The 25,208-nt window shown below is 63.6% G+C and carries 26 protein-coding genes and 1 pseudogene; 15 read left to right on the forward strand and 12 right to left on the reverse strand.

From position 1 onward, the window contains the following. Positions 1–192 precede the first annotated feature (192 nt). The 5 genes from RBB42_RS10450 (at position 193) to RBB42_RS10470 (ending at position 4,698) form a co-directional block, all read left to right on the forward strand. Complete coding sequence (locus RBB42_RS10450; protein WP_305970275.1) at positions 193–1,128, forward strand: homoserine O-succinyltransferase; 936 nt, start codon at positions 193–195, stop codon at positions 1,126–1,128. A 29-nt stretch (positions 1,129–1,157) separates the two neighbouring features. Next, positions 1,158–2,126: an alpha/beta fold hydrolase gene (locus RBB42_RS10455; RefSeq protein WP_305970276.1), complete on the forward strand. Its 969-nt coding sequence runs from the start codon at positions 1,158–1,160 to the stop codon at positions 2,124–2,126. Between the two features lie 98 nt (positions 2,127–2,224). Further along, on the forward strand, positions 2,225–3,094 hold the full coding sequence (gene ppk2, locus RBB42_RS10460; protein WP_305970277.1) for a polyphosphate kinase 2: 870 nt from the start codon (positions 2,225–2,227) through the stop codon (positions 3,092–3,094). Positions 3,095–3,104: 10 nt separating this feature from the next. Next, the gene (locus RBB42_RS10465) at positions 3,105–3,725 is read left to right on the forward strand and encodes a TetR/AcrR family transcriptional regulator (protein WP_305970278.1); all 621 of its coding nucleotides are present in this window, start codon (positions 3,105–3,107) and stop codon (positions 3,723–3,725) included. Between the two features lie 109 nt (positions 3,726–3,834). Then, positions 3,835–4,698, forward strand: coding sequence for a sulfotransferase family protein (locus RBB42_RS10470; protein WP_305970279.1), 864 nt, complete (start codon positions 3,835–3,837; stop codon positions 4,696–4,698). Here RBB42_RS10470 and RBB42_RS10475 read toward each other — a convergent pair. The 3 genes from RBB42_RS10475 to rplM form a co-directional block, all read right to left on the reverse strand. After that, positions 4,685–5,722 carry a glycosyltransferase family 2 protein gene (locus RBB42_RS10475; RefSeq protein ID WP_305970280.1) on the reverse strand — a complete coding sequence of 346 codons (1,038 nt, stop codon included), beginning with the start codon at positions 5,720–5,722 and terminating at the stop codon, positions 4,685–4,687. The two genes, RBB42_RS10470 and RBB42_RS10475, sit on opposite strands and share 14 nt — an antisense overlap. Positions 5,723–5,855: 133 nt before the next feature. Beyond that, a complete protein-coding gene (gene rpsI, locus RBB42_RS10480) occupies positions 5,856–6,344 on the reverse strand; it encodes a 30S ribosomal protein S9 (RefSeq protein ID WP_305970281.1) in 489 nt (162 codons plus the stop codon). After that, a complete protein-coding gene (rplM, locus tag RBB42_RS10485) occupies positions 6,344–6,808 on the reverse strand; it encodes a 50S ribosomal protein L13 (protein WP_305970282.1) in 465 nt (154 codons plus the stop codon). Before rplM ends, rpsI begins: the two co-directional genes overlap by 1 nt. A gap of 258 nt (positions 6,809–7,066) precedes the next feature. Here rplM and RBB42_RS10490 point away from each other — a divergent pair, with 258 nt between their 5' ends. The 4 genes from RBB42_RS10490 (at position 7,067) to speE (ending at position 10,126) form a co-directional block, all read left to right on the forward strand. Then, on the forward strand, positions 7,067–7,390 hold the full coding sequence (locus RBB42_RS10490; RefSeq protein WP_305970283.1) for a hypothetical protein: 324 nt from the start codon (positions 7,067–7,069) through the stop codon (positions 7,388–7,390). Further along, entirely contained in the window at positions 7,387–8,433 is a 1,047-nt protein-coding gene (locus tag RBB42_RS10495) for a TFIIB-type zinc ribbon-containing protein (RefSeq protein ID WP_305970284.1), read from the forward strand. Before RBB42_RS10490 ends, RBB42_RS10495 begins: the two co-directional genes overlap by 4 nt. A 201-nt stretch (positions 8,434–8,634) precedes the next feature. After that, positions 8,635–9,156, forward strand: coding sequence for an adenosylmethionine decarboxylase (gene speD / locus RBB42_RS10500; RefSeq protein ID WP_305970285.1), 522 nt, complete (start codon positions 8,635–8,637; stop codon positions 9,154–9,156). 118 nt (positions 9,157–9,274) lie between these two features. Continuing rightward, the gene (gene speE / locus RBB42_RS10505) at positions 9,275–10,126 is read left to right on the forward strand and encodes a polyamine aminopropyltransferase (RefSeq protein ID WP_305970286.1); all 852 of its coding nucleotides are present in this window, start codon (positions 9,275–9,277) and stop codon (positions 10,124–10,126) included. A 43-nt stretch (positions 10,127–10,169) separates the two neighbouring features. Here speE and RBB42_RS10510 read toward each other — a convergent pair whose 3' ends face one another. Beyond that, on the reverse strand, positions 10,170–10,523 hold the full coding sequence (locus tag RBB42_RS10510; protein WP_371931769.1) for a PaaI family thioesterase: 354 nt from the start codon (positions 10,521–10,523) through the stop codon (positions 10,170–10,172). Positions 10,524–10,643: 120 nt separating this feature from the next. Here RBB42_RS10510 and RBB42_RS10515 point away from each other — a divergent pair. The 4 genes and pseudogenes from RBB42_RS10515 to gluQRS all read left to right on the forward strand — a co-directional run. Continuing rightward, positions 10,644–11,435 (forward strand): annotated as a pseudogene (locus RBB42_RS10515) (enoyl-CoA hydratase); the annotation flags it as partial. Between the two features lie 120 nt (positions 11,436–11,555). Beyond that, the gene (trmFO, locus tag RBB42_RS10520; RefSeq protein WP_305970288.1) at positions 11,556–12,920 is read left to right on the forward strand and encodes a methylenetetrahydrofolate--tRNA-(uracil(54)-C(5))-methyltransferase (FADH(2)-oxidizing) TrmFO; all 1,365 of its coding nucleotides are present in this window, start codon (positions 11,556–11,558) and stop codon (positions 12,918–12,920) included. Positions 12,921–12,932: 12 nt separating this feature from the next. Next, positions 12,933–13,538, forward strand: a complete 606-nt coding sequence (locus RBB42_RS10525; RefSeq protein ID WP_305970289.1) for a class I SAM-dependent DNA methyltransferase — start codon at positions 12,933–12,935, stop codon at positions 13,536–13,538. Next, positions 13,535–14,413, forward strand: coding sequence for a tRNA glutamyl-Q(34) synthetase GluQRS (gene gluQRS / locus RBB42_RS10530; protein WP_305970290.1), 879 nt, complete (start codon positions 13,535–13,537; stop codon positions 14,411–14,413). The genes RBB42_RS10525 and gluQRS overlap by 4 nt, the downstream gene beginning before the upstream one ends. 4 nt (positions 14,414–14,417) lie before the next feature. Here gluQRS and hisI read toward each other — a convergent pair whose 3' ends face one another. Next, positions 14,418–14,798, reverse strand: a complete 381-nt coding sequence (gene hisI / locus RBB42_RS10535; RefSeq protein ID WP_305970291.1) for a phosphoribosyl-AMP cyclohydrolase — start codon at positions 14,796–14,798, stop codon at positions 14,418–14,420. Positions 14,799–14,846: 48 nt separating this feature from the next. Between hisI and RBB42_RS10540 the strand changes: the two genes are divergently transcribed. After that, on the forward strand, positions 14,847–15,299 hold the full coding sequence (locus RBB42_RS10540) for an iron-sulfur cluster assembly scaffold protein (RefSeq protein ID WP_305970292.1): 453 nt from the start codon (positions 14,847–14,849) through the stop codon (positions 15,297–15,299). A 195-nt stretch (positions 15,300–15,494) separates the two neighbouring features. Here RBB42_RS10540 and RBB42_RS10545 read toward each other — a convergent pair whose 3' ends face one another. From RBB42_RS10545 to sciP, 5 genes are all read right to left on the reverse strand, one after another. Beyond that, positions 15,495–15,617: a hypothetical protein gene (locus tag RBB42_RS10545; RefSeq protein ID WP_305970293.1), complete on the reverse strand. Its 123-nt coding sequence runs from the start codon at positions 15,615–15,617 to the stop codon at positions 15,495–15,497. Positions 15,618–15,787: 170 nt separating this feature from the next. Next, positions 15,788–17,878: an ATP-dependent DNA helicase RecG gene (recG, locus tag RBB42_RS10550; RefSeq protein WP_305970294.1), complete on the reverse strand. Its 2,091-nt coding sequence runs from the start codon at positions 17,876–17,878 to the stop codon at positions 15,788–15,790. Next, entirely contained in the window at positions 17,875–20,127 is a 2,253-nt protein-coding gene (ligA, locus tag RBB42_RS10555; RefSeq protein ID WP_305970295.1) for an NAD-dependent DNA ligase LigA, read from the reverse strand. Before ligA ends, recG begins: the two co-directional genes overlap by 4 nt. A 61-nt stretch (positions 20,128–20,188) precedes the next feature. Then, the gene (gene ctrA / locus RBB42_RS10560; RefSeq protein ID WP_305970296.1) at positions 20,189–20,905 is read right to left on the reverse strand and encodes a response regulator transcription factor CtrA; all 717 of its coding nucleotides are present in this window, start codon (positions 20,903–20,905) and stop codon (positions 20,189–20,191) included. 94 nt (positions 20,906–20,999) lie between these two features. Continuing rightward, positions 21,000–21,278 (reverse strand): CtrA inhibitor SciP, encoded by a 279-nt coding sequence (sciP, locus tag RBB42_RS10565; RefSeq protein ID WP_305970297.1) that lies wholly within the window; start codon positions 21,276–21,278, stop codon positions 21,000–21,002. Between the two features lie 123 nt (positions 21,279–21,401). Between sciP and mnmA the strand changes: the two genes are divergently transcribed. Continuing rightward, a complete protein-coding gene (mnmA, locus tag RBB42_RS10570; protein ID WP_305970298.1) occupies positions 21,402–22,544 on the forward strand; it encodes a tRNA 2-thiouridine(34) synthase MnmA in 1,143 nt (380 codons plus the stop codon). A 145-nt stretch (positions 22,545–22,689) separates the two neighbouring features. On the opposite strand, the gene RBB42_RS10575 is transcribed toward mnmA, so the two are convergent. Further along, positions 22,690–24,243: an alkaline phosphatase D family protein gene (locus RBB42_RS10575; protein ID WP_305970299.1), complete on the reverse strand. Its 1,554-nt coding sequence runs from the start codon at positions 24,241–24,243 to the stop codon at positions 22,690–22,692. A gap of 152 nt (positions 24,244–24,395) precedes the next feature. Continuing rightward, positions 24,396–25,124: a GNAT family N-acetyltransferase gene (locus tag RBB42_RS10580; protein WP_305970300.1), complete on the reverse strand. Its 729-nt coding sequence runs from the start codon at positions 25,122–25,124 to the stop codon at positions 24,396–24,398. Positions 25,125–25,208 lie beyond the last annotated feature (84 nt).

Consider the following 25,208-nt stretch of genomic DNA (forward strand, 5'->3'; position numbering starts at 1 on the left):
CAGGCACGCATGTCTCCGGCACAAGGCCGCCCTGACGGTTCCCGTACCCCCGCCTCATCCCCGGTTTTCACCGCTGCCCCGGCTCCGCCCCGGCCATTTGGCCCGGATCCGTGCGGGCGGCCCGTTTCTCCCGCTTGCCCCATGACAGCCGATCCCCTATCTAGGCCTCCGCGCCGTGAAAGGACCCGACCGATGCCCATCAAGCTGCCCTCCGACCTGCCCGCCTTCGACGTGCTCACGCGTGAAGGTGTCATGGTCATGACCGAGGAACAGGCAGCCCGGCAGGACATCCGCCCACTGCGCATCGGTCTGCTGAACCTGATGCCCAAGAAGATCCAGACGGAAAACCAGTTTGCCCGCCTGATCGGGGCCACGCCGCTGCAGATCGAATTCAGCCTGATCCGCATGTCGGAGCACCAGACCAAGAACACCGCCGCCGAGCACATGGAGACCTTCTATCGGCCCTTCGCCGAGGTCGCGGCCTCCGGTGAGAAGTTCGACGGGCTGATCATCACCGGCGCCCCGATCGAACATCTGCCCTTCGACGAGGTCACCTACTGGGACGAGTTGCGCCAGGTCTTCGACTGGACCCAGACCCATGTGCATTCCACCTTCGGCGTCTGCTGGGGCGGGATGGCGATGATCAACCATTTTCACGGCGTCAAGAAACACATGCTGGAGGCCAAGGCCTTTGGCGCCGTGCGGCACCGCAACCTGGAACCGGCCTCGCCTTACCTGCGCGGGTTCTCCGACGACATGGTGATCCCCGTGTCGCGCTGGACGGAAATCCACCGCGAAGAAGTGTCCGCCGCCGGCCTGCCTATCCTCATCGACTCCGAGGACACCGGCCCCTGCCTGGTCGAGGATTCCTGCCACCGGGCGCTCTATATCTTCAACCATCTGGAATACGACAGCGGCACGCTGAAGGAAGAATACGATCGCGATGTTGCGGCGGGAAACCCGATCAACGTGCCCGCCAACTATTATCCGGACGACGACCCGTCGAAACCGCCGCAGAACCGGTGGCGCAGCCATGCGCATCTTCTTTACGGAAACTGGATCAACCAGATCTACCAGTCGACGCCGTTCGAACTATCCTTGATCGGAAAGGCCCCCGTCGACGCCTGACAGGGGCCCGGTTCGACACGGAGTAAAAGGTGTTGCGTATTCTGGGTGCTGTTCTTCTTCTTTCGCTGCTGGGCGGTTGCGCCGTCACGCAGATCCGCGCCGACCGCATGGAACGCGAGGCAGAGACACGCTGGCCCCCCGTAGGCCAGTTCGTCGAGGTCGATGGCCTGCGCGTCCATTACGTCCAGAAAGGCCGCGGACCCGACGTTGTTCTGCTGCACGGGGCCAGCGGCAACCTGCGCGACTTCACCTTTCAACTGGTCGACCGGCTGGCGCGCGACTATCGCGTGACCGCCTTTGATCGTCCGGGACTGGGCTACACCACGCGCGAGGTGCGCTTTCAGGGCGCCTTCAACGCCCGCGCGGAAACCCCGCAGGACCAGGCTGCCGCGCTGGCGGCGGCGGCGGAAAAGCTGGGGATCAGGCGGCCCGTGGTGGTCGGCCATTCCTTTGGCGGCGCGGTCGCGATGGCCTGGGGGCTGGACCAGGACGCTGCCGCCGTTGTCAGCCTCGGCGGCGCGATCATGCCCTGGCCGGGGTCGCTCGACAGCCAGTACCAGGTGCTGGGCAATCCACTGGGCGGCGCGGTCGTGCCGCAATTCGTGACCGCCTACTACGGCAGCGACCGCGCCCGGCAGGCGGTGGCGGGCATCTTCGCGCCCCAGGACGTGCCCGAGGGTTACCTCGACCACATCGGCCCCGGCCTCAGCCTGCGGCGCGAGACGATCCGCGCCAACGGGCGGCAGGTCGCCGCCCTGCGCCCCGCGCTGGTCGAAATGTCGAAACGCTACCCGCAGATGACAATTCCCGTCGAACTGCTGCATGGCACCGCCGATACGACCGTGGGCTATGAAATCCACAGCGTTGCCGCCGACAAGCTCTTGCCCAACGCCCGAGTCACCCCGCTGGATGGCGTCGGCCACATGCCCCAGCACGCCCGCCCCGGCGCCGTGGTCGAGGCGATCCGACGGGCCGCAGAACGGGCGGGCCTGCGCTGATCCCCGCCCCCGTCCGGGCCGTCACGGGGGCGACAATGGTTTGCGTTAATCCTCTTAACATCCCATAGTGCCGGTCACTTAGACGCGCGAGGCCCTCCATGACGCTCCCCTTCGACGGCGCCATCTCCAGCTACTTCGAGCATGACGCCCCCAAGCCCGTGCGCGAGGCGATCAGCCGCGCCGACAAGGACGACATCCTCGACACCAGCTATCCCTATTCCGAGGAGATGAAGCGCAAGACCTACGACAAGGAGATGGAACGCCTGCAGATCGAGCTGGTCAAGATGCAGGCCTGGGCCAAGGAAAGCGGCGCCCGCCTTGCGCTGGTCTTCGAGGGACGCGACGCCGCCGGCAAGGGCGGCACGATCAAGCGTTTCCGGATGAACCTCAACCCGCGCGGCGCCCGTGTCGTGGCGCTTGGCAAACCCTCGGACACCGAGGCCACGCAATGGTATTTCCAGCGCTACATCGACCACCTGCCGGCAGCCGGGGAAATCGTCTTTTTCGACCGGTCCTGGTACAACCGGGGCGTGGTCGAGCATGTCTTCGGCTTTTGCGACAACGCACAGCGCGAGCATTTCTTCAGCCAGGTCCCCGCCTTCGAAAAGATGCTGGTGGACGAGGGCATCCATGTCTTCAAGTTCTGGCTGAACGTCGGCCGCGCCGAACAGTTGCGTCGCTTTCTGAAGCGCGAGAACGACCCGCTGAAACAGTGGAAGCTCAGCCGTATCGACGTCGAGGGGCTGGCCCGCTGGGATGCCTATTCCGCTGCCATCCAGGAAACCCTGACCCGCACACATACCTCCCCCGCGCCCTGGACGGTGGTCCGTTCGGACGACAAGAAACGCGCCCGGCTGGCCGCAATCCGCCATGTGCTGACCCATCTCGATTACGCGCGCAAGAACAGCAAGGCCCTGGGCGCGCCCGATTCCAAGGTCCTGGGCGGGCCGGAGATCTGGGAGGCCTGAGGGGCCGGACATGGTCAAGAAACGCGGATACCATCACGGCAACCTGCGCCAGGCCCTGGTCGAGGCCGCGCTGAAGCTGATCGAGCAGAAAGGCCCCTCGGGCTTTACCCTCTCGGAGGCGGCGAAACAGGCCGGCGTCACCCCGGCGGCGGTCTACCGGCATTTTTCCGGCCGCGAGGACCTGATCGCCGAAGCCGCGCGGCAGGGCTACGAGATATTCGCCGATGTCATGCAATACGCCTATGACAAGGGCCAACCCTCGGCGCTGGCCGCCTTCGAGGCGACGGGCCGGGCCTACCTGGCGTTTGCGCGCAAATATCCCGGCCACTACATCGCGATGTTCGAATCCGGCGTTTCGGTCAACCATTCTCCGGAACTGGCGATGGCCTCGTCCCGGGCGCGCGCGGTGCTGGAAACCGCGGCAGAGAAGCTCTCGCAGCATATTCCGCCCGAAAAACGTCCGCCCCCGGCGATGTTCTCGGCCCATGTCTGGGCTCTCAGTCACGGGGTTGTCGAGCTTTTCGCCCGCAACTCGCCCGGCACCCAGGCCCCCTTCCCGCCCGAGGACCTGCTGGAATCGGGCATCGGCGTCTACCTGCGCGGATTGGGCCTGATACCGCCGGATCAATAGAAGCGGCCGGGTGGCGGCTTGCCCCCGCTTGCCACAGGCAAGCCGCCCGAGGTATTTCCGGCCCAGCGAAACGACAGGCGCGCGCCATGACCGCCGCCAGGGAGCCAGGATGACCAAGACCTTCTTTCTCGGCCTCGGGGGCCAGAAATGCGGATCCTCCTGGATCCAGGCCTACCTGGCACGCCAGCCGGGATCGGATTTCGGCCGCTTGGGGGAATACCAGTCCTGGGAACATCACAGCGGCGGCGTCTTTGCCCGCTACCGCGCGCCCGAACCCTCCACTCTGGGCAAGCTGCGCGCCCGTGCCAAGATCGCGCTCGGCGCGCCGGAGCCGGCGGCGCATCTGCGCTGGCGCCTGCAACAGGACGAAAACGCCTATTTCGACTATTTCGCCGGGCTTCTCGCACAGGACGGGATCACGCGCACGGGTGACATCACCCCCTCCTACGCGGCGCTTCCCGCCGATACTCTGGCCCGCATTCGCGACGGGTTCGCCAGCCGGGGCATCGCCGTCAAGCTGCTGTTCTCCATGCGCGACCCGGTCGACCGCCTGCGCTCTCACATGCGGATGGAAATGGAAAAGGGCCGCCTGCCAGAGGCCGCCGAGAACGAGGCTCCCCTGCGCGCCTTCTACGCCACCCCGGAGGCCGAGGCGCGCAGCCGTTACGATCTGACCCTGTCGGCCATAGAGGCGGTCTTTGACCCCGGCGACGTCTTTCTGACCCCGTTCGAGACGCTGTTCACGGCCAATGGAATCGCCGACCTGTCGCGCTTTGCGGATGTGGCGGTGGATGCCCAGGCCGGGATGCGCGCGGTCAACAGCCGCGCCAAGGGATCGGGCCTTTCGGAAGACCTGGAAGGCGAAATCGCCTGCCACTATGCCCCCGTCTACGAGGCAGCGGCCCTCCGCCTGCCCCAGGTCGCCGAGGCCTGGCCCTCGGCCCGTTTCGTGCTGCCGCCTACCAGCGCATGAGCCCGCAGCGCAGCAGCTGCGCCGGTCCTTCGTAGGACACAGAGCTCTCATCGAGGAATCCATCCTCGACGTCCTGCATACGCTCCAGCAATTGGGCGTAATATCGATACTTGGCGGCAGCGTTGGCATGGGCGCCCCAGGCGGTCGCCCGGTCGATCTTGTCGGCAAACTGCGCCGTAAAGACGAAGTGCGCCACCGTCAGCAGCACCTCGGACGAGGGGGCCAAGTTGCCATAATGTGACCCGGTCAGGCGGCTTTGCGCATCGCGCAGCACCAGCGGCGTCTTGTGTCGGGGCGATTTCTGGAACTGCTGCGCCTTCTTGGCGCGCGACGACATCCAGACCCGCTGCCAGCCCCGGCGCACCACCTGCGGTTCGACCCCGTACCGTTTGAACAGCCGGGCCGTCTTGGACTTGCCCAGCAGCTCGGGCTGGGCGCCCGGCCGCAGGGCGACCAGCGGCTCGCACTGGAAATACGGATAGGCCTTGATCAGCGCGTCGAAATTCTGCGGCAGTTCCCCTTTCAATCCATCGGCCGAGGCCGGAAAGAACTCCACCACCGAGGCCACCGCCGAAGGCGCGCCTTCTGTCCGCAACCGGTCGACCACCTCACGGATCGAGGTGACACCCAATGGCAGGAACAGAAACTCATCCGCGTCGACATAACCGACAAAGGCACCATCGAAGAAAAGATGCGGCAGGGCGATCTTGAAATAGGTCCCCGCCCGCTCCTCTCGCACGGCCCCGTCCGGATCACGATAGCGCAGCAGATCCCCGAAAGAGAGGTCCGAGTGCATCACCACCACGTCCGGCTGCGCGCACAGATAATCGAACGATCCGTCGTCGCTGGCATCGTCCCAGATCAGGAATTGTTCGAACCCGATGGCGCGATGATGGTCCAGCCAGGCCGGCAGGAAACCCATCTCGTTCTTCATCGTGGAAAACAGCGTCAGCCGCTCGGCATCGACCGTCCCCGACACAACATGCGCCAGCCTGCCCGCATCCTCGATCCCGACCGTTTCCACCCGCGCTGCCCCCCTTCTTTCCTGCGTCCCCAATACCTCCGGGGGCTTGCCACAGGCAAGCATCGGGCCGGAACCCCCACACCCAAAAAAGAAGGGGCCCCGAAGGGCCCCTGCAATCGCGATGTCGAAACATTTAGCGCTTCGAGAACTGGAACGAACGACGCGCCTTGCGCTTACCGAACTTCTTACGCTCGACGACACGGCTGTCGCGGGTCAGGAAGCCGGCCGCCTTGAGCGGGCCGCGCAGCGAGGGATCGTACAGTTGCAGCGCCTTCGAGACACCGTGCTTGACCGCGCCGGCCTGACCGGTCAGACCGCCGCCCTTGACGGTGGCATAGACGTCGAATTCGCCTTCGACACCGGCCACCTGGAACGGCTGGCGCAGGATCAGCTGCAGAACCGGACGGGCAAAGTACTTGTCCATTTCCTTGCCGTTGACGGTGACCTTGCCGGAGCCCGGCTTGATCCAGACGCGGGCCACCGCGTCCTTCCGCTTGCCGGTGGCATAGGAGCGGCCCAGCTCGTCACGGACCGGCTCACGCGGGGTTTCCTCGGCGACGACGACGTCCTCGACGCCGGCTGCTGCGCCCAGCTCTTCCAGAGAGTTGATCTGATCAGCCATTATTTCGCCACCCGGGTGTTCTTGGAGTTCTTCGATTTCACGTCCAGAACCTCGGGGTTCTGGGCTTCGTGCGGATGCTCGGCGCCGGCGTAGATGCGCAGGTTGGTCAGCACCTTGCGCGACAGGCGGTTGCCCGGCAGCATGCGCTTGACGGCCTGGAAGACGACGCGCTCGGGGTGGGCGCCTTCAAGGATCTGCGCCTTGGTGCGCGACTTGATGCCGCCCGGGTGGCCGGTGTGCCAGTAGAAGTGCTCGTCGCGCTTCTTGCCGGTCAGCTGCACCTTGTCCGCGTTCACGATGATGACGTTGTCACCACAGTCCATGTGCGGGGTGAAGGAAGGCTTGTGCTTGCCGCGCAGCCGCGTGGCGACGATCGAGGCAAGACGACCCAGAACGAGGCCTTCGGCGTCGATCACGATCCATTTCTTGTCGATGTCTGCCGGAGTTGCAGAGTAGGTTTTCATATGTATCGGTCCGTTTCGAGTGAGAAAGCCGAGGCGAAGCCCCGGCCCTGAATTCGATTGCGCCGTTATACGCAGGCAATTTTCCCAGTCAAGCGCGCGGTCGCAGAATTAATTGTACAAAATCAATCGCTTGAGATTACGGTATCATATTACCCCAAATTTTCGCACCTCTCGACCACCGCACAAGGTCAGGGAATACTGCCTTGCGATAGGTCTGGCCGCCATGCAGTCTGCGCCCGAACAACGACAAGACCCCCGATGCAACCATTTTCTCTTCTCGGTCCGCTCCTGTCCGGCCTCGCCCTTTTGGCACTGTCGACCGCCATTGGCGCCGGGGCCATGCGCAAGCTGGTCCACGTCTACGAGGCCAAGCACGAGCTGAAACAGGGATCCGCCGGGTTTCTGCGAACCATCGCGGGATGGTCCTGGATCGCGATCTGGGCAATGGCCACCTGGTTCCTGGCCACGATCATCGGCGACTGGGGCGCTTCGGGCGATCTCGACGGTGCCATCGCGCGGTCCTGGCTGAGGCTTGAAGTCCTGCTGCACATCGCCAGCGCGCTTTCGGACGCGGATTCATGAACGTCATCGACACCGACCAGTCAGAGCTCCGCTGCCCGAACTGCGGCGGCCAGTGTCTCTACGATCCTGCCGTGCAGGCGCTGGCCTGCACCAGTTGCGGCGACACCCGGACGCTGGAAACGCCCTGGGACGGGGCCGCCAGCGCCGAAACGGACTATCACGCCGACACGCCCGAAACCCTGCCGCCCGACCTGCCCGACAGCCGCGCCCACCGTTGCGAAACCTGCGGCGGAGAAGTGGTCTTTACCGGTGCCGCCCTGTCGGACCGCTGCCCCTATTGCGATGGCGCCGTTGTGCTGTCCTCGGCGGACACGGGCTATCGCACCACTGCGCTGATTCCGTTTCGCGTCCCGGAAAAGGACGCGCAGAAACATGCGCTGGACTGGGTGCGCGGCCGGCTCGCGGCCCCCAAGGACCTGGCCGCGACCGTGGAAAAGGGCCGTGTCGCAGGGCTTTTTGCGCCTTTCTGGACCTTCGACAGCACCGAGGCCGTGGACTACTGGGCCAGCTACACCACCGGCAGCGGCAAGAACCGCCGTACCCGGCGCACCAGTGGCAGCATGACCGTGGATTTCGACGACCTTCTGATGCCCGCCAGCCCGCATGTCACGCCACTGATCCGCGACGGCATCCTGCATCATTTCGACCCCCGCCGCCTGCGCCCCTACCGCGCCGGATACCTCGCCGGTTTCGCCGCCGAACGCCATCACCAGAGCGTCGCCGAAGGCCTGGCCGCCAACGAGGCGGACAAGCGGCTGCTGATCCGCAACCGCATCAAGGGCCACATCAACAAGAGCCGCGTGTCCAACATCGGCTTCAACGCCGACACCTCGGGCATCCGCTATCGCCGCATCCTGCTGCCGGTCTGGATCCTGCACTATCGCTGGAACGACACGCCGATGAAGGTAGTCGTCTCCGGCCTCGACGGGCGCACCTTCGGCGAACGCCCCTTCTGCCGCTGGAAGCTGACGGGATACGCCGCCCTGGCCAGCCTGGCGGTGATCGGCTTCGGCCTGTTCTGGGGCATCGGCGCCGCGCCCTGACCGCCCTGTTCCGAACGCATGGCGGATTTTCTCGCGCTTGCAGAAATTTTCTCTTGAACGACTCAAGGCAGGCTCTTAGGTGGGCCTTACTTTCGGACCCGATCCCAACCCGGACGCCCAGCCATCGTGCTGGGCTCATGTGTCTTCGGGGGGCGCTAAGGGACCGACTGGAACGCACTGCTGGCTTGAAGGAGGCATGTCATGAAGGACATCAACCTCTTCCAACTGGGGTACGGTCTGGAGACAGGCGCCCAAGAGGAAGACACCACCCGGGGTCTGGCCCCCGCAAATGAATCCGTGATGCCGCGCGACGTCTTTGACGAAAACCGCGACGATCACTTCATCCGCCGCGACGGCAGCGTCTTTGCGGGCACCCACCTGATCATCGAAGTGGTCGACGGAGAGGGTCTCGACGACGAGGCGCGCATCCAGCAGGCCTTTCGCGACTGCGTGGACACCTGCGGCGCGACCCTGCTGCACATCCACACGCACAAGTTCAGCCCCCAGGGCGTGAGCGGCGTGGCCGTGCTGGCCGAAAGCCATATCTCGGTCCACACATGGCCGGAAATCGGCTACGGCGCCTTCGACGTCTTCATGTGCGGCGATGCCGAACCGTGGAAGGCCGTCGATGTTTTGGGCCGCGCCTTCTCGACTGCCGACGTCCGCGTCAAGGAACTCAAGCGCGGCGAAGGCGTGGTTGCCGAGGCCGGCGTCGCCGCCTGACCAATCCGCGCAGATCGCGTCAAAGGGCGGCCCCTGCCGCCCTTTTTTCATTGCCCCCGTCGAGGTGGCCGGACCGCCCGCTATCCTCGCGCCCGCATACCGCAAGGAGACCGACCCGATGACCGACAAGACCTGGATGCGCGAAGCCCTGCACGGCCATTACGCCCAGAGCTTTACCGTCGATGAACTGCTCTACGACAGCGAGACCGACCACCAGCGCCTGCGCGTCTTCCAGAACGGCACCTTTGGCCGGATGCTGACGCTGGACGACGTGGTGCAGACCACCGAGGGCGACAATTTCATCTACCACGAGATGCTGACCCATGTCCCGATGCTCGCTCACGGCGCGGCGAAACGGGTCTGCATCGTCGGCGGCGGCGATGGCGGTATGGCACGCGAGGTGCTGAAACATGCAGGTGTCGAACAGGTCACGATGGTCGAGATCGACGCCGGCGTGGTCGAGTTTTCCAAGCAGTACCTGCCGATGCTGTCCCAGGGCGCCTTCGACGACGACCGCCTTGACCTGGTGATCGCCGACGGGGCCGAGTTCATGAAGGTCACCCAGGGCGGCTACGACGTCATCATCGTCGACAGCACCGATCCCATCGGCCCCGGCGAGGTCCTGTTCACCGACACTTTCTACGGCCATGCCAAGCGCGCGCTGGCCCCTGGCGGCATCCTGGTAACCCAGAACGGCGTGCCCTTCCTGCAGGGCGAGGAACTGACCAACACCATGCGTGCCTTCCAGGCCCTTTTCACCGATGCCACCTGCTACATGGCCACCGTGCCGACCTACGCGGGCGGACCGATGGCCTTCGGCTGGGGCACCGATGGCCCGGCGCGCAGCGTGACGGTCAAGGACCTGACAGAGCGTTTCGCCACCGCCGGCATCGCCTGCGACTACTACACGCCAGAGGTGCACAAGGCCGCCTTTGCCCTGCCCGGCTACGTGTTGAAGCTTATGCCCTGACGGCGGAGCACGGGTGGAGGGCGGGGGTCACCCCGCCGCCCCCTCACCGCGCGGGCGGAATCGAATAGGTCAGCGAGGCATGGGCCAGCGGTTTGGCCTCGCCCTCGCTGAACAGAAGAACATCCGTCACCGACAGCGTACGTCCCAGTTTCAACACCCGCGCCTCGGCCAGCACATCGACCCCGGCGGCGGGTTTACGCATGAAGTCGATCGAACAATGCGTGGTGACGGTCAGCGCCTGCTTTCCGATTCGCGCCAGCGTCGCCACATAGGCCGCCACATCCGCCAGGCTGAACATCGCGGGACCGGACACCGTGCCCCCGGGCCGCAGGTGCCGCTCGTCGTTGAACAGGCGCATGACCAGCAGGTCCTCGTCCAGCCTGTCGATCCCGAACATGCCATCCACCTGCGGAAAGACCTCCTCCAGGTAGTCACTCACCTCTGCGGCATTCAGTTTCAGCGTCACCGTCTTTCCTCCCGATCTGGCGGCAGCTAATCTGCCCCAAACGAGGAGGACAAGATGCAAATCCTGGAACGTCACGACACGGACGGCATCGCGCATCTGCACATGAACGCCCCCGAACGGCTGAACGCCCTCTCGGACGAGATGCTGGCCGCGCTGCAATCCCAGATCGACGCGCTGGCCGAAGACCGCGAAACCCGCGTGGTCGTGATTTCGGGCGCGGGCAAGGCCTTTTGCGCCGGGCATGACCTGAAGCAGATGCAGGCCGGACGCCAGGCCGAGGATGGCGGCCGCGGCTACTTCGCCGATCTGTTTGCCCGCTGCACCAGCGTCATGACCGGGCTGACCCGCCTGCCCCAGCCGGTGATTGCCCAGGTGCATGGCATCGCCACCGCCGCCGGCTGCCAGTTGGTCGCCTCCTGCGACATGGCCGTGGCGGCCGAGGGCACGCGCTTTGGCGTCAACGGGGTGAACATCGGGTTGTTCTGCTCGACGCCAATGGTGGCGCTGACGCGCAATGTCCACCGCAAGAAGGCCTTCGAGATGCTGACTACGGGACGTTTCCTGTCAGCCGATGAGGCCGAGGCCGCGGGCCTCGTGAACAAGGTCGTGCCCCCTGACCAGCTGGACACCGCGACGCGCGACCTGGCCGAGACCGTGGCCGCCAAGCTGACGGCGGCGGTGAAAATCGGCAAGGGCACCTTCTACGAACAGATCACGATGGACCTCGACGCGGCCTATGCCCACGCCGGTCAGGTCATGGTCGAGAACATGCTGTGGCGCGACACCGACGAGGGGATCTCGGCCTTTCTGGAAAAACGTCCGCCCGACTGGCAGAAGGGTTAAGGCTTTCTGACTCGTTTGTACAAAACGTCGGAATCGGCGTACGTTTCGTACAAAACGTACAAAACGTACAAACTCCGAAGGGGTCTTGGCAGCGGCGCTGTCCTGGCCTAGATGCGCGCCATGACACAGGAATTGCATATCGTCGGCGGCGGAATGGCCGGATCCGAGGCGGCCTGGCAGGCCGCCAACATGGGCGTGAAAGTGGTGCTTCACGAGATGCGCCCGGAGGTGAAGACCTTCGCGCATCAGACTGGAAACCTTGGAGAAATGGTCTGCTCCAACTCCTTCCGGTCGGATGATCACGAACAGAATGCCGTGGGCCTTTTGCATTGGGAGATGCTGCAGGCCGGCGGATTGATCATGGCCACGGCCTATGACCGGCGCCTGCCCGCAGGTGGCGCCCTGGCCGTGGACCGCGAAGGTTTTGCCGAGAGCGTCACCGCCGCCTTGCAAGACCACACCAACATACTGATTTCATACGAAGAAATCGACACGCTTCCGGACGAGGGCCAGTGGATCTTTGCCACCGGGCCGTTGACTTCCCCCGCCTTGGGCGAAGCGATCCAGCGCGAGACCGGCTCTGACCGGCTGGCCTTCTTCGACGCGATCGCGCCGATTGTTTATGCAGAAAGCATAGATATGTCAGTGGCTTGGCGGCAATCCCGTTATGACAAGGGCGAGACGGAGGAAGAGCGCAAGGCCTACCTCAACTGCCCGATGACCAGGGATCAGTACGAAGCTTTCATCGACGCCCTTCTGGTGGCGGACAAGACCGAATTTCATGAAGGCGAAACAGCAGGTTACTTCGACGGCTGCCTGCCGATCGAGGTCATGGCCGAACGCGGACGAGAGACCCTGCGCCATGGGCCGATGAAACCCATCGGTCTGACCAATGCGCACAAGCCCGAGGAAAAACCCTATGCCGTCGTGCAGTTGCGCCGCGACAATGCCCTGGGCACGCTCTACAATATCGTCGGCTTTCAAACAAAGATGAAGTATGGCGCGCAAGCCTCTGTTTTCAAAATGATTCAAGGGCTGGAGAATGCCAGTTTCGCGCGTCTCGGCGGGATCCACCGGAACACCTTCCTGAACAGCCCGACCCTGCTGGACGAACAGATGCGGCTGCGGTCCAAGCCGAACATCCGCTTCGCCGGCCAGGTCACCGGCGTCGAGGGTTACGTGGAATCGGCGGCCATGGGGCTGATCGCCGGGCGCATGGCGGCCTCGGAAATCCTTGGAAAGACAATGCCTTCCGTGCCGCAGGACAGCGCTCATGGCGCGCTGATCCACCACATCACGGGCGGCGCCGAGGCCAAGACCTTTCAGCCGATGAACGTCAACTTCGGTCTGTTCCGCCCCCTCGAAGGTCTGCGCGGTGGCCGCAAGGGACGTCGGGAACGCTACAAGGGCTACACCGACCGTGCCAAGGAGGTCTGGAGCGCATGGCTCGCCGAACAGGGGGTTGACGACCAGGCCGCAGAGTAGAACCCTGTCTGCATGAGCGATCCCTATTTCGACAAGGTCTACAAGGCCCGCACAGACGAAGAGACCCGGGAACTTTATGACGCCTGGGCAAAGACTTACGACGCAGCGGTCGCGGGCGAAGGCTATGCCACCCCACGCCGCTGCGCCGAGGCTCTGCACACGTTCATGCCGGATCTGACCGCCCCGATCCTTGATTTCGGCTGTGGCACCGGCCTGTCGGGACTGGCATTGCGACTGGCCGGATTCACGACCATCGACGGGGTCGACCTGTCGCCCGGCATGTTGGAACTGGCACAAGAGCGCCAGACGTACCGCAACCTGACCCCGATCGGCACGGACGACCCTCTGCCCGGCGGCTATGCCGCAATCGCCGCCATCGGTGTCATCGGTGCAGGGGCCGCGCCCCTTGGCGCGCTTGAACGCATCTTTGACGCCTTGGAACCGGGTGCGAAATGCGTCTTTTCCTTCAACGATCATACGCTTGAGGATCCGGCTTTCGAAGCCCTGGTGGAACGCCGCGTGGCCGACGGGAGCCTGACGCAACTCTTCCGCGAGCACGGCCCGCACCTGCCCGGAAAAAACATTGAATCAACCGTATATGTTGTTGAAAAGAAGTGATATACACTACACGCTTTGCGCCGTCCCCGACCGGTCCGCTGCATCTGGGACATGCCTATTCGGCGCTGCTGGCGCATGATCTGGCGCGCGCAGCAGCCGGGCGATTCCTGTTGCGGATCGAGGACATTGACCACACTCGCTCTCGCCCGGAATGGGAACGTCAAATCCTGGACGACCTGACATGGCTCGGGGTCACCTGGGATGCCCCGCCGATGCGCCAATCCGACCGCACGCAGGCCTATGAAGTCGCGCTGCAAGACCTGTGGTCGCGCGGCCTGCTCTACGGCTGCAGTTGTACGCGTCGCGACATCACCGCCGCCGTTGCCGCTCCGCAGGAAGGCGCCGAAGTGCCTCATGGGCCGGATGGCGTGGTCTACCCCGGCACCTGCCGACACCGCTATCCGCGCGACACCGCGAAGCCACCCGACGGGATGGCGCTGAGATTGGACATGGCCGCCGCACTGGCGACCTTGAAAACACCGCTGGCGGACTTCGTTGAAACCGGTCCCGACGGCGGCACGCCGGGCCGCAGGATCACCGTCTCCGGCGCGGACCTAGCATCAGGAGTGGGTGATATCGTTTTGTCCCGAAAAGATTTTCTTGGATCATACCATCTATCGGTGGTGTTGGATGACGCCGCACAGGACGTCACCCATGTGATCCGGGGTAAGGATCTTAACGACGCAACGCAGATCCACGTTCTATTGCAGGCGCTTCTGCGATTGGAGACGCCTGTCTACCTGCATCACCGCCTGATCCGCGATGAAAACGGTCGACGCCTCGCCAAGCGCGACGACGCCCGTGCCATCGCCACATATCGCGCCGAGGGCCGGACCCCTCGGGAACTTCGAGAAATGGTCGGCCTGACCGCGTAATCTCTTACCCGGTCATCGGCTTCATCAATTCCACTTCGTCGCCGTCGCGCAGCGCAGTGTAGAAACAACTGCGCCGGTTGGTATGGCAGGCCGGACCCGTCTGCCGCACCAGGGCCAAAAGGCAATCCCGGTCACAATCCACCCGCAGGTCGACCAGTTCCTGGATGTGCCCCGAACTTTCTCCCTTGATCCAGAAAGCCTGCCGCGACCGCGACCAATAGGTCACGCGGCCCGATTCCAGCGTTCTGGCCACGGCCTCGGCATTCATCCAGGCCATCATCAGCACCTCGCCCCCCTCGGCGTCCTGCGCAATGCAGGGGATCAGGCCGCGATCATCATACTTTAGTGTGGAGGTGTCGAAAGCCATTGGAAAAACCTTTTGCATCGGGGACCGTGCCGCCTATGTATGTGAGACCTGCAGCAGGAGAAAGCCATGAGCGGCGAAACCGACCTGATCAAGCTCTATTCCGGTCGCATCCTCGAACTAGCGGCGGAGATTCCGCATAATTCCCGGCTCGAGGATCCGCAGGTCAGCGTCAAGAAGCGCTCGCCGCTGTGCGGTTCGACCGTGACTGTCGATCTGACCATGAAGGACGGCAAGGTTGCCGACTTTGGCCAGGACGTGAAGGCCTGCGCGCTTGGCCAGGCAGCGGCATCCGTCGTCGGCGGCGCCATCATCGGGCGCACACCGGAGGAAATTCAGGCCGCCCGCGATTCCCTGCGCGCCATGTTGAAAGAGGACGGCCCGACACCACCCGCACCTTTCGACGGGCTGGAGGTGTTGCGCCCGGCAGCCGCCTACAAGAACCGGCATGCCTCGATCATGCTGGCGCTTGACGCGGCCAGCCAAGCAGTCGAGGAAGCGCGGGACTCGCAGTCCGCCTGACTGGCTCAAGCCACTATCCCGAAAAGAAAAAAGCCGCCGCACTCCGGGACAAGGAGGCGGCGGCAAGGAGCGTGTTGATCCATAGGAAACCTTGGTCGTGACCGGTTACAGGCAGGCGAACCGATCTGGGGACAGGCGGCACATCCGGACAGGCGATGTGCGTTTGACCAGGGCTACAGACACGCAGGCAGAAACTCAGAAAACGGACGGCAGGTGCAGCGCACCGATGAAGATCACCGCCAAGGCAACGGCGCCGAGGGCATCCTGCCAGAGCGTATCGTGCTGGCGGTTCAGGACGGTCTTGACGGTGTCGATCATGGCTCGGCTCCAGTGTTCCGTTTGTTGACCCTTTGTTCTCATATTCTTAACGACCTGTAAAGAACTTAATGAGAACATTTGGGAACAAATTGTGAGGCCCACTGGAAATGCGCTCTCCCCGGCGATCGTAGCCATGCAGGTCCGGGTCCCCCCGGGTTGGCCGCATGATGTCAGCCAACGCCGATAAGGCGGATGGCCTCGTCCTGCCGCATCAGCCAGAGAAGCAGGCGTGCCGCCTGTCCGCGCGGGCCGGTCAGATCCGGATCCTCTGCCAAAAGCCTGCGGGCATCGGACTGCGCAACGGACATCAGCGCCGCCTGCCGTTCGAGGTCCGCAATTCTGAAACGTGGCAGCCCGGATTGCGCCACGCCGATCACATCCCCCGCGCCGCGCATCTCGAGGTCGACCTCGGCGATGCGGAACCCGTCTTCCGTCTCACGCAGCGTGGTCAGGCGCTTCATCCCCGTCTCTGACAATGGGGGTTGATACATCAGCAGGCAGGTCGAGGCCGCCTCGCCTCGTCCCACACGTCCGCGCAACTGGTGCAACTGCGCCAGACCGAAACTCTCGGCCCTCTCGATCACCATGATCGAGGCATTGGGCACGTTCACCCCGACCTCGATCACCGTGGTCGCCACCAGGACGGCGGTCTCTCCGGCCACAAAACGCGCCATTGCCGCGTCCTTTTCCGCTGGCGGCAACTGGCCGTGTACGAGACCCACAACCCCTTCGCCAAGCGCCGCGCGCAGGTGCTGAAACCGCGCCTCGGCGGCCACCAGATCGGAGCTTTCGCTCTCTTCGACCAGCGGACAGACCCAGTAGGCCTGCCGTCCCTCGGCGATGGCGCGGCGCAGGTGGTCGACAACTTCGTCCATGCGTTCGTTGGAAACCAGCGCCGTCTTGACCGGTTTGCGACCCGGTGGTTTCTCATCCAGAACCGAAACATCCATGTCGCCGTACTGTGCCAGCGCAAGGCTGCGCGGGATCGGCGTGGCGGTCATGACCAGCACATCCGCGCCCACGCCCTTTTTGCCCAGTTCCATCCGTTGCCGCACGCCAAAGCGGTGCTGTTCGTCGATGATGGCCAGCCGAAGGTCGGCGAATGCCACATCCGCCTGAAACACCGCATGGGTGCCGACAAGGATCTGGATGTCGCCCTGCGCAAGCGCCGCCAGCTTGGCCTTGCGCTCCGCTCCCTTGTCGCGCCCGGTCAGCAGTTCCAGAACCACACCTGCGCTTTCGGCAAGCGGCTGCAAGCCCTCAAGGTGTTGACGGGCAAGAATTTCGGTCGGGGCCATCATGACCCCCTGCCCGCCCGCTTCGACCGCGGTCAGCAACGCCATGAAAGCGACCAGCGTCTTGCCCGCGCCCACGTCGCCCTGCAACAGCCGGTTCATCCGCTGCGGCTTGGCCATGTCCTCGGCAATTTCCCGTATCGCAAGCGTCTGCGCCCCGGTCGGGCTATAGGGCAGCGCGGCCAGCACGCGGTCCCGCAAACGGCCCGTGCCCTGGCTGACGATCCCCGGGGCGCGCCGCCGTTTCGCCCGGGCCAGGGCCAGGGTCAGCTGGTGCGCCATCAGTTCGTCATAGGCCAGGCGCGCCCGTGCCGGCGCCATCGGCGACAAATCCTGCTGCCCCTCGGGCGCATGAGCCGCACGCAGCGCCGCGTCCCAATCGGGCCAGCCTTCAGAGGACTTCTGCACCGTGTCGATCCATTCCGGCAGGTCCGGCAATCGGGTCAGCGCGTCGGTCATCGACCGGGTCATCAGTTTTTGAGTGATGTTGCCGGTGAGCGGGTAGACCGGCTCGAATCCCGGCAGTTGATCCGCCTCTTCGGGGCGCAGCATATGCTCTGGGTGGACCATCTGCGGCACGCCGTCGAAAAGCTCGACCCGGCCAGAGAGGATACGCCTCTGCCCCGTGGGCAACATGCGTTTGATGTACTCGCCGCCGCCATGGAAAAAGACCACCTGAAAGCGCGTACGCGCATCGTCGGCTTCGACACGGTAGGCACCACCGCGTCGCGCGGATGGACGATGATGCCCGATCATGGCTTCGACCGTCGCGACACCCGGCAGTTCTGCGGCGATCACGCTGTCCTTCAGGTGTCGGTCGATCCCGGAATAGGGCAAGGTAAACAGCAGGTCGCGCGGGGTCTCGATCCCCGCCGCTTCGAGGGCCTGCGCCGACTTCGGCCCGATCCCGTCCAATCCGGTGAGATCGGCAAAGAGCGGCCAGAGCGGCTCGGGCCGTCCGCTCATGCGCCGATCAACTCCAGCCAGCTGTCCTCGTCCAGCACCGTCAGCCCCAGTTCGCGCGCCTTTTTCTCCTTGCTGCCGGCGCCGGGGCCAGCAACCACGATATCCGTCTTTTTCGAGACCGAGCCCGAGACCTTCGCGCCCAGGGCCTCGGCGCGCGCCTTGGCCTCGGCCCGCGTCATCCGTTCGAGCGAGCCGGTAAAGACCACGGTTTTCCCGGCGACGGCAGAGCCTTCGGTATCGGGTCGTTCGGCCTGCTGGATGGTCAGATTGTCGGTCAGACGGTCGATCGAGGCGCGTTCGGCCTCTTGTGCGAAACTGGTGACAAGCGCGACGGCGACCGTCGCGCCGATGCCGTCGATGCCGGTAATCTCGTCCCAGGCGGCGCGTGCCTCTGCGGGCACATCGGCCCAGGCGGCGTCTCGACTTTCTTTGATACGCGCGCGGCGCCCTTCTGTTGCAGCCGCACGGCGCTCGGACTCTTCGGCGGCATCGGCATCGCGCTGGGCCTTCGCCGCAGGACCAGCTGCGTCGATGGCCGCAACCAGCGTATCCCAGGTGCCAAAGTGCCGGGCCAGATCACTGGCCGCCACTTCTCCGACGTGGCGGATGCCCAAGCCAAACAGCAGGCGCGCCAGCGGAATGTTGCGGCGTTCCTCGATCGCGGCAAAGAGATTGGCCGCGGATTTCTCGCCCCAGCCTTCCCGGTTCTTGAGTTGCTGCATGCCGCTGCCATAGCGGGCTTCCAAGGTGAAGATGTCCGCCGGTTCGGCGATCCAGCCGTCAGCGTGGAATTGCTCGACCTGTTTCGCTCCCAGACCTTCGATGTCGAAAGCGGCGCGAGACACGAAATGTTTCATCTTTTCGACCGCCTGGGCCGGGCAGATCAACCCGCCGGTACAGCGGCGTACCGCGTCGCCCTCCTCCCGAATGGCATCAGAGCCGCATTCCGGGCAGGTGGTCGGGAACTGGTAGGGTTCGGCGCCTTCGGGCCGTTTGGACAGATCCACATCCGCCACCTTGGGGATCACGTCGCCGGCGCGATAGACCTGCACCCAGTCCCCGATGCGGATGTCCTTGCCATTGCGGATCAAATTGCCACTGCTGTCCCGCCCGGCAATGTAGTCCTCGTTGTGCAGCGTGACATTCGAGACGACGACGCCGCCCACGGTCACCGGGTGTAACCGTGCAACCGGGCTGAGCGCACCTGTGCGCCCGACCTGGATGTCGATCGCTTCCAGCCGGGTCCAGGCCAGTTCCGCCGGGAATTTTTGGGCGATTGCCCAGCGAGGCGTCGTGGACAAGAACCCAAGACGCTGCTGCAAATCGAATTTATTTACTTTATAGACGACACCATCGATATCATAGTCTAACGCAGCACGCTGTTCTTCTGTTTCTGCGTGAAAAGCAAGCAGGTCCTGAACTCCGCTGCAAATCCTGCCTATGCTATTCACGACAAAATCTAATTGCCGAAGAAAGGAAATGAGGTCGCTTTGCCGATCAACCGGATACTCTTCGCACTTCCCAAGGGCATAGGCGAAGAAGTTCAAGTTCCGGGAACGTGTTACGTCAGGATCAAGCTGCCTTAGCGAACCTGCAGCCGCGTTCCTCGGATTTGAGAAAGTTCGCGCCCTTCGCTCGCGTAGGCTTGAGTTCAATCGGTGGAATGAACTCTTTCGCATATATACTTCGCCACGAACTTCCAGTTCGCTCATATTTGAGCGTATTATATGTGGGATGTCGCGAATGGTTTTTGCATTCTCCGTTACATCTTCGCCAACCCACCTGTTTCCACGCGTGGCTGCATAGCGAAGATGTCCATACTCGTACATGAGCGTCACAGAGAGGCCGTCAATTTTGGGATCGGCCCAATAATCGATAGGCTCGCTCTCCGCCAATCCTAAAAAGTTATGAATTTTTCGGTCGAATGCACTTGGCGATTGGTCCGCAGACAACATGTCCAATGACAACAACGGGATCTCATGCCGAACTTTTTTGAAGTTACTTGACGGCTCGGCCCCCACCTGCTCGGACGGGCTGTCGGCACGTTTGAGGTCCGGGAAACGGGCCTCGATATCGAGATTGCGCTGCTTGAGCGCGTCGTATTCCGCGTCGGAAATCTTCGGCGCATCCTCGGCGTGATAGGCTTGGTTCGCCTCGCCCAGAATATGCGAAAGAGACGCGAGTTCCTCTCGCGCCTCTGCCTCGGTCAGATCCCCGACCGTTTTCTCACTGAAGGCTGTCTTGGCCATCTCCGCCCCCGCGTCTCACCTGCCCGAAGTGATAGGCGGGGTCAGGGACAAGGTCCAGCCATCACCCGTTCGCTGCGATCGCCTTGGGTTCTTCCTGCGTGGGTTCAGGATCACGCAGGACGTAACCACGGCCCCAGACGGTCTCGATATAGTTGTCGTCGCCCGTAGCCTCGGACAGCTTTTTGCGCAATTTGCAGATGAACACGTCGATGATTTTCAGCTCCGGTTCATCCATGCCGCCATACAGGTGATTAAGGAACATCTCCTTGGTCAGCGTCGTCCCTTTGCGCAAGGAGAGCAGTTCCAGCATCTGGTATTCCTTGCCGGTCAGATGCACGGGCTTGCCCGCGACCTCGACCGTCTTTGCATCGAGGTTGACCGAAATCTTGCCGGTCCGGATGATCGACTGCGAGTGGCCCTTGGAGCGGCGGATGATCGCGTGGATACGCGCCACCAGTTCGTCCCGGTGGAAAGGCTTTGTCATGTAGTCGTCGGCGCCGAAACCGAAGCCCTTGATCTTGGACTGCGTATCGTCCTCGCCCGTCAGGATCAGGATCGGCGTGTCGATCCGCGCGACGCGCAGCTGGCGCAGAACCTCATGCCCGTTCATGTCCGGCAGGTTGAGGTCCAGTAGGATCAGGTCGTAGTCATAGAGCTTTGCCAGGTCGATCCCCTCTTCGCCCATGTCGGTCGAATAGACGTTGAGATTTGCATGGCTCAGCATCAGTTCGATACTTTTCGAGGTGGTGGGATCGTCTTCTACCAGCAAGATACGCATTTGGGTCTCCGGGCAATGTCTTAAGGTTGTACCCATGTTTCAGCGAAAAAGGTTAACGCCCTGTTACCATAACCAGAAGGATCCAGTTTTCAACTCACGGTTGACGATATTTCTGCACACGGGTGACTTTCAGGGCGTCCTCGCCGTGTTCGGTCGCGGCCTTCACCCACTCCATCAATTCCTCGTCGCTGAGATTGTAGTGATCCTTGGCCTGTTCCTGGCTGATCAGGCCGAAGGTCACTGCCTTGACCACCGCCGCCTTGCGAGAGGCGACCCAGCGGCGGGTTTCCTGGGGCGGAAGGTCGGCACGAGTCATCGTGCTGCCATCGGGAAGCTTCACTGCGCGCGGACCATCGATCTTTTTAAGGTACATGTTGCCTGCTCCAACATTTCGTTGGCGGCCATAAAGCCACGCGGCACTTAACGACGACTGAAACGCCCCCTTGAGAATAGGTCGGATTTTCCTATATTTCCCGCCATTCCAAGGAGAGACGTCATGCCCCTCGACACGCGCCCACTGAACTCGCTGGGCCTGCCCAAACCGCCGTCCGAAACCCGCGTGGTCGTCGCCATGTCCGGCGGCGTCGACAGTTCCGTCGTGGCCGCCATGCTCAAGGAAGAAGGCTATGACGTGGTCGGCGTGACGCTGCAGCTTTATGACCACGGCGCGGCCCTGGCCAAGAAGGGCGCATGTTGCGCCGGGATCGACATCCACGACGCGCGCCGCGTCGCCGAATCAATGGGCTTTCCGCACTATGTCCTCGACTACGAGAACATCTTTCGCGAGGCGGTCATCGACGAGTTCGCCGACAGCTATCTGGGCGGCGCAACCCCGGTCCCCTGCATTCGCTGCAACGAACGGGTGAAGTTCAAGGACCTGCTGGAAACGGCAAAGGACCTGGACGCCGATTGCATGGCGACAGGCCATTACATCCAGCGCAAGATGGGTGAACGCGGTGCGGAACTGCATTCCGCCGCCGATGCCTCGCGCGATCAGAGCTATTTCCTGTTTTCGACCACCCCCGAACAGCTGGATTACCTGCGCTTCCCGCTGGGCCACCTGCCCTCCAAGGACGAGACCCGCGCGCTTGCGGCGAAGTACGGGCTGAGCGTCGCGATGAAGCCGGACAGCCAGGACATCTGTTTCGTGCCCGACGGAAATTATGCCGCGGTGATCGAGAAACTGCGCCCTGGTGCAGCCGAGCCCGGCCAGATCGTGCATGTGGATGGCCGCGTGCTGGGCGAACATGACGGTGTCATCCACTATACCATCGGCCAGCGCCGGGGCCTTGGCATCGGCGGCTTGTCGGAACCACTCTACGTCGTGAAACTGGACGTGGAGGCTCGGCAAGTGATCGTCGGCCCCAAGGAGAAGCTGGCGACCCGCAAGGTTCCCGTGCGCGAAATCAACTGGCTGGGTGACGAGCCTTTCACCAGCCGCGAGGAGTGGCACCTCATGGTCAAGGTCCGCTCGACCCGGCCCCCGCGCGAGGCGGTGGTGCGCCCGATCTCGGAGACGGAGGCCGAGGTGGAACTGGTGGTTGCCGAGGAAGGCGTCAGCCCGGGACAGGCCTGCGTCTTCTATGCGCCCGAAGGCTCTCGCATCTTTGGTGGTGGCTGGATCTGGCGCGGGTACTGACTGCAGCGTTGGCTCTCGGGACAGGAGCGAGAGGCCAGCCCCTCGCGCTCCCCGGAGTATTTTCAGCCCAAAGAAACACAGGTCAACAAAGCGAGGGCCGCACCCCGATCGAGGGTGCGGCCCTTCTGTCAGGAGCAGGCGGCTATCAGGCGCGCTCGGGGTCCAGCGTCACGGACCAGAGTTCGGTGTCCGCACGGTCCATCAGGCGCACGGTCAGCTGCTCGGTCGAACCGTCGATGTCGACAAGGCCGAAGAACTGAAGACCGGCGGAGGGCGGCAGGTTCACCTGGCCTTCTTCCGGTGCTTTCACATAGCGGACCTCGGGACCAAAGGTCATGTCCAGGTCGTTCGGGCCGAAGGTGCCGGCGTGCAGCGGGCCAGAGACGAACTCCCAGAAGGGGGCGAAATCCTGGAACTGGGCCCGGTCGGGCGAATAGTGGTGCGCGGCGGTATAGTGCACGTCTGCGGTCAGCCAGACCGTGTTGCGGATCTCTGCAGCCTTGATGAAGCGCAGAAGACCCGCGATTTCCAGCTCACGCCCCTTGGCCTCGCCATTGTCACCGTTGGCGATGGCTTCCTGACCGCCGCCGACAACAAGGCCGATCGGCATGTCGGAGGCGATCACCTTCCAGGTCGCCTTGGATTGCGTCAACTCGCGCTTGAGCCATTCGATCTGCTCGCGGCCAAGGATACGGCTCTCGTTTGTCAGTTCGCCCTGCAGGTTGTCCGTGTTCGGCCCGCGGTAGCTGCGCAGATCGAGGAAAAAGATGTCCAGCATCGGACCGTAGGATATCTTGCGATACACCCGGCCCGGTTCGGCCGGCGTGTAGCGGATCGGCGCCATCTCGTGGAAGGCGCGACCGGCGCGGGCAGCCAGCACATGCACCGACTTCTCGGAATACCGGTCATCTTCCATCAGGCTGCGCGAGGAGGACCAGTTGTTGACCACCTCGTGATCGTCCCACTGGAAGAAGGTAGGCACGGCTGCGTTCATCGCCAGAACGTGCTCGTCCATCATGTTGTATTTCCACTGGCCGCGGAATTCGTGCAGCGTCTCGGCGACCTTGCGTTTTTCATCGGTCAGAACGGTGTTCTTCCAGATGACTTCGCCGTCCTTTTCGACCTGGTCCTGCATCGGGCCATCGGCATAGATGGTGTCGCCGGAATGCAGGAAGAAATCGGGCTGGTGCCCGGCCATCGTGGCATAGGTGCGCATGCCTTCGTCGTCGATGCCCCAGCCCTGGCCGGCGGTATCGCCCGACCAGGCGAAACGCACCGAGCGACGCGCGCCCGGCGCGGTGCGGAAACGACCGACGATGGGTTCGGACACCGCGTTGATGTCGCTCAGGTCGGCGGCCGTGAAGCGGTAAAAGACGTCCTGATCCGAAGCGAGGTCGGTGAGCAGGCGCTTCACCGCGAAATCACTTTCGGGCAGCGCATCCAGCGGCGCAAGACGGCGGGCATCTGCAAAGCTCTCGGTGGTCGAGACCTCCATCATCACCCGGGCCGGACGGTCGGTGCGAGTCCAGATCATGCCCGAGGACATGTCGACGTCGCCGGACTGGACACCATGCGTAAAGACCGGGCGCGCCGAGGCGCGGCTGATCGCCGGCATCGCCAGCGATGCGGCAAAGGCGGTCGATCCGGCCAGAAAGGCGCGGCGATTGGGGCGGGGCAACAAGAGGTTGGCTTTGGACATGGCATGTCACCTTGAAGCTGTTGGAAAGACGTCCGATCTTTGGACTGCCGGACCTTTCCCCCGCGAAGACGACAGGACGATGGCACTCTTGCAAAGGTTTCGACACGGCTTTGTAACAGATCGCCCCGCCCTGCCCCTTCCAGGGTCGGTCGTCAGCCCGCCACCGCGCGCAGCAATTTCTTGCGGGCCGGCGGGATCGCTGCGATCTCGACGCCGGTAAAGACGTGAAGCGTGTTCATCCGGGCATCCACGACCGCATGATCCGACACCCATCCCCCCATCATCAGGTAGGTCCGCAACAGCGGCGGCATCCGCAACATCGCCATTTTCGCATCGGGCTTGCGCCGCAACCGCGCGGCGAACCGGAAGACATCCGGCGCCTTGACCCGCGGCAGCCAGCGCCGCGGCGCCAGGTGACGGGCCTTGAGCATGGCGAAGGCATCATAGTAGGCGCGCGCATCCGTCCCCGAGAAACTGGCACAGCCGAACAGCAACTCGACCCCCTGCGCATCGACATAGGCGGTCATCGCGCCCCAGGCGACGCGCAGGATGTCCGGGTCCTTCAGGTCCGGGTCGATGCAGAACCGCCCCATCTCGACCATTGGGCCCTGAAAACTTTCCAGCGCCGAAAGCTCGTAGTACTGGGCTGAATAGCTGCGCCCGATCTCACCGCCGCTCGCCAGCGGCAGAAAACGAAAACAGCAGACCAGAGCGCCGCTGCGGCTGTCCTCGACCAGAACGTGATCGCAGAGCGGATCGAAATCGTCCGCATCCATGCCGCCGCCGTGAAAGGCCCTGCCGCGCAGGCGTTGCGCTGCCTCGATGTCTGCCGCGCCCGCGGCCATCCGGGCCCGATAGCGCCCACGGCTCAGCTTTATCATCTCACGTTCTCCTGCCCGGACGCTCGATTCGAACGCCCGTCTTCGGCAGGGGATGCCAAAACCGCGTGACAATCGAATGACGCT

The organism is Mameliella sp. MMSF_3455, from assembly GCF_030733205.1.
In the GTDB taxonomy this organism is placed as follows: Bacteria; Pseudomonadota; Alphaproteobacteria; order Rhodobacterales; family Rhodobacteraceae; genus Antarctobacter.